The sequence below is a fragment of the Allorhizocola rhizosphaerae genome, from assembly GCF_003426775.1.
Taxonomy (GTDB): Bacteria; Actinomycetota; Actinomycetes; order Mycobacteriales; family Micromonosporaceae; genus Allorhizocola; species Allorhizocola rhizosphaerae.
Genome location: NZ_QJUG01000401.1, coordinates 1 through 3,653 on the forward strand (window position 1 = coordinate 1; position 3,653 = coordinate 3,653).

Below are 3,653 nucleotides of genomic sequence, written 5' to 3' on the forward strand. Positions count from 1 at the left end.
ACGGTGTCATCGTCGAGCACCCGGCCCAGCAACTCCTCCGCACCCGGCTGCGCCTCATCGGTGTTCGTCTGTACCGGAATGTTCGTCACGGTCTTCATCGGATTTCCCTTTCGTCCGATTTCCACCGTTTACATTACACTCCCCTCCGGCGCCGTCGAGGGCCAGGTCAACCGGATCATTATGTGGAATCTGTTTTGTCAAGCCCATCCTTAGCGGTGGCATCGACCGCGTGCCCGTAGTTATCAGGGAGGTGGCTGGTGACGAGAGCGATCGCGTCCTGCGGTGTGTCGGCGCGGCCTACGGTTCCTGATCCATAGGGTGAGTCGGTTGGCCAGGCGACCTCATAGGTCCCATCTGCGACGGGCGTGATTGCCGGAAGGTCGGCGGTGAATGGGTATCGAGCGCAGCGGCTCAGGTGCAGCGTCGCATGGCTGGTGAAGGGAAAGAGCTCTCGTAGCTTCGGCTGGGCGTAGGCCGCTTCGATGAGGTCGTGGTCGATGTGTCTGGCTTGGCTTTGGCGATAGATCTCCCACTTGGTTTCGACTGGATTGCCGTGTTCGTAGGCTTCGGCGAGCTTGCCGTAGCGAACGAACGGCCATGCGGCCTGTAGTTCTCGCAGGCGTGAGCCGGTCTGCCAGAGGCCGGTGGCACCGGCCGCGGCTGCCAAGTCGGTGGTTTTTCCGTCGGCCATCCTGACGCCTCGTTCCCAGAACTCCATGAGGAACCAGCGTTCCTGGCTGCCCAGGACGATGCTCACGTGCCGATTGCCGTTATCCACCCACGTCGCGCAGTCCCACCAACCGGGGGAACTTGTCAGCAGCGCGGTCAGTTCATAACCAGCGTGGTCGAGCGCAGTTTGTATTGCGGTCTGAAGGCTGCCTGCTTGACCGATCTCAGGGTAAAGGCGGACGAAATGGGGCCGTGGCGGTGGTGTCACGGCGTCAACTCTGCCTCAGAGACGCCGATTCGCAACGGGTCCGTGCCGCAACTGGATGCCGATGGTGGGCAACCGGTGTTGAGGTTGATGATCGGCAGCATGGTGGCGGTGGCGGGGATGCCGATCTGGCGTGGCGTTTGGCCGGCCGGCGTCGGGACATCGACGAGTCGTTGCAGTAGCTGGTCGAGTGCGGCCTGGCCGTCGTCGACCGCGGCTTTCTCGTCGTCGGTGAGCGGGATGCGGGCGAGCATATGTTGCAGGTTGTCTTTCGCCTCCAGTAGTTGGCCCTGGGTAGAGGCTTTCGGGGCGTAGAAATCGCATCTGGCGCAGGCCATCCGATGGGGGCACTGTTCGAAGAAGGTGTAGGTGCAGAAGCCGTGGCCCAGGTCGTAGTACTGCCATGGTTGGCCAGTGGCTGCGGAGCCGGAGGTGACGGCGTCGCGGTCGATGAGCACTTCGATGGTGCGCACGTTGCGGGCGAAGTAGCCGGCGTCGTGGTAGGCCTTGGCCAGGGTGGTCGGGGCGATCTTGGCGTAGAAGGCTGTTGACTGTGGTGAGCGGTGTCCAAGCCATGCCTGCAATTCGAACAGGGTCATGGGCTCTTTGGCGTTGTAGAGCTGGCTGGCGATGGTGGATCGGGCTCGGTGGCTGGTGATGGCGCCGCGGATGTCCTGGGCGGGGATGCCGGCCTTGCGGCAGAGCATGGGGATGATGGTGCCGTTGAGGTGGGTGGACCCGATTCGGTGAGCCCGGAACGCGAACAGGAAGTCGACCTTCTCGGCGGTGCGCCGGTCGAGCAGTTTGGGCTGGGACGGCCGGACGGCCTGCCAGGCTTCGATGGCCTGGCCCAGGATCGGATCGACGGGCTTGGTGAACGCGGTCCCCGTCTTGTGTGATGGGACATCCAGCAGGCAGACCGCATCGCGGGCGAGCACTTGCCGGGAGTCGCCTGCGATGGGGACATCGTTGTGCTGCCACCGGATACAACCCCGCCGCAGCCGGGCGATCTCGTCGCTGCGCAGACCGCTGAACAGCCAGGTGACCGTTACCGCGCGGACGAGTTCGATCGGGTAGAACTGCCCGGCCAGGCTTCCGTCGGGCAGGTCGGACGGCTGCAGGTTAAGCCCGGCCCACAACAGCTTTGCCCATATGTCATCGGAGATGACGCGAGGATTCGGGCCCAGCAGGGCGGCGATGCTTCGAGGCGTGGCCAGCGCCCGCTGCGGGTCGAACCGGCGGGGCAGCCATTCCCACTCCTGGCAGTCGCGGAAGAACGTTCTGGTCGCGGTGAGCACGGTCGCCTTCGTGGCCGCCCCCAAGGGTTTACCGACGCGGTCACGGATTCCGACGGTGCGTTGCACGAAGTCGCCGACGTGCATGCGGTCCAGCGCCGCAATCCAGGTGGCACAGGTCTGCCGTGTCCACCTTGCTGGATCGGCAGCCTGCGGATGCTCGGCGGACAACCAGCGCCCGACCTTGAGCAGGTTGGCTCGGTAACTGCCACGGACATGCGGGGTCAAGGTCGAAGTGGCATACCAGCGATCGACCCACTGCGCCCACAGCTGTGGACCTCCCATTGCCCGTTGCGCACTGCGGTCGGCTCGCAGTGGCGGGTCGCAAAAGCCAAGAGCGGCAACGGCTCGTTGCATCGAGTACAACGTGTTACGGCGGCTATCTTGCAGCAACCGCTCGTCGCGGATGCGGTCGAACACTTCGGTGTTCAGTTCGTCTACGTACGGGCTGCGATTGAGCAGGAAGACCTGGCATGCCACCCCCGGTAGCAGCTCGTCTTCATCGCGGCCGACTTGGTAGCCCCATCCGGCCAGCACGACCCGAAGCCTTTTGATCTGGCCGTCCACGCGATCACGCCCGAAGATGCGCCTGGCGAGGTTCAAGCGGCTGAACCGGCCCAAACGGTGGAAGTCGTTGAAGCCGCTCAGCAAATAGGCCTGGGCGGCAAGATACGGCCGGACCGCCTCATCAGCCCAGGTCGGCGCAACCGCCCGGAACGCCTGCTGGTCGACGCCGATCAGTTGGGTCCAGTCCTGCGCTGTCCACGACCAGTAGGAGCGGCCCATGTCCGCGCAGCGCAGCAGGATCACTGCGGTCGCGTCGGCCATTGCGCGCTGGCAATGCGTCGAGGGTGGAGAGTCCAGGACCGCTGCGACATCGTCCAGCGGTTGAAGCAGGCGACGGATCGCCGCCCAGCCCGGAGCTGCTTTGTCGTGACCAGCGAACCTGCGCAGGTTGGCCATGCCAAGCCCACGAATCGCCTCGATCTCATCGGTATCGACGGCGATCCTCGTGTGGTAACGTTGCCGGTCGATCGGCCACCGCCAACGCCGATCCTCATGCTCGCTAACGCTTTTGAGGCGCCGTGCGGTGGTGCTCACTTCGCCACCTGCCCGATGGTGTCGGTGAGCATCTGTACACGCCACGAGTGGATCTGTTCCATGCCGCGAGACAGCTTGTCGGCCAGGTCTCTGCCGGACAGATGGATGTACCGCAGCGTCGACTCGGTAGAGTGGTGCCCGGCAAAGGCAGCGATCGCATGCACCTCCCAGCCCATCCGCGCTAGGGCGTGTTTAAGAAGTGGGATCAGAGCCATTCGTTGATGGCGGCGATGTGGACGACGGCTTCGTAGCGCACGGCCAGTTTGTCGAACCTTGTGGCCACCGCCCGGTTTCGCTTTAGCCGGTTGATACCGCATTCCACG

At 64.2% G+C, this 3,653-nt stretch carries 3 protein-coding genes and 1 pseudogene; all 4 read right to left on the bottom strand.

Features of this window, described 5'->3' with window-relative positions:
- Positions 1-178: 178 nt before the first annotated feature.
- Positions 179-937: a DUF6193 family natural product biosynthesis protein gene (locus DM816_RS40870; RefSeq protein ID WP_162908384.1), complete on the bottom strand. Its 759-nt coding sequence runs from the start codon at positions 935-937 to the stop codon at positions 179-181.
- Positions 934-3,330: a tyrosine-type recombinase/integrase gene (locus tag DM816_RS40875; protein ID WP_246002726.1), complete on the bottom strand. Its 2,397-nt coding sequence runs from the start codon at positions 3,328-3,330 to the stop codon at positions 934-936. Before DM816_RS40875 ends, DM816_RS40870 begins: the two co-directional genes overlap by 4 nt.
- Positions 3,327-3,506: a hypothetical protein gene (locus DM816_RS40880; protein WP_211589076.1), complete on the bottom strand. Its 180-nt coding sequence runs from the start codon at positions 3,504-3,506 to the stop codon at positions 3,327-3,329. Before DM816_RS40880 ends, DM816_RS40875 begins: the two co-directional genes overlap by 4 nt.
- 29 nt (positions 3,507-3,535) lie before the next feature.
- Positions 3,536-3,653, bottom strand: a pseudogene (locus tag DM816_RS40885) (IS5 family transposase); the annotation flags it as partial.

Coding starts and splice junctions, on each gene's coding strand:
- DM816_RS40880 (WP_211589076.1), bottom strand. CDS start 3,506: ATGGGCTGGGAGGTGCATGCGATCGCTGCCTTTGCCGGGCACCACTCT.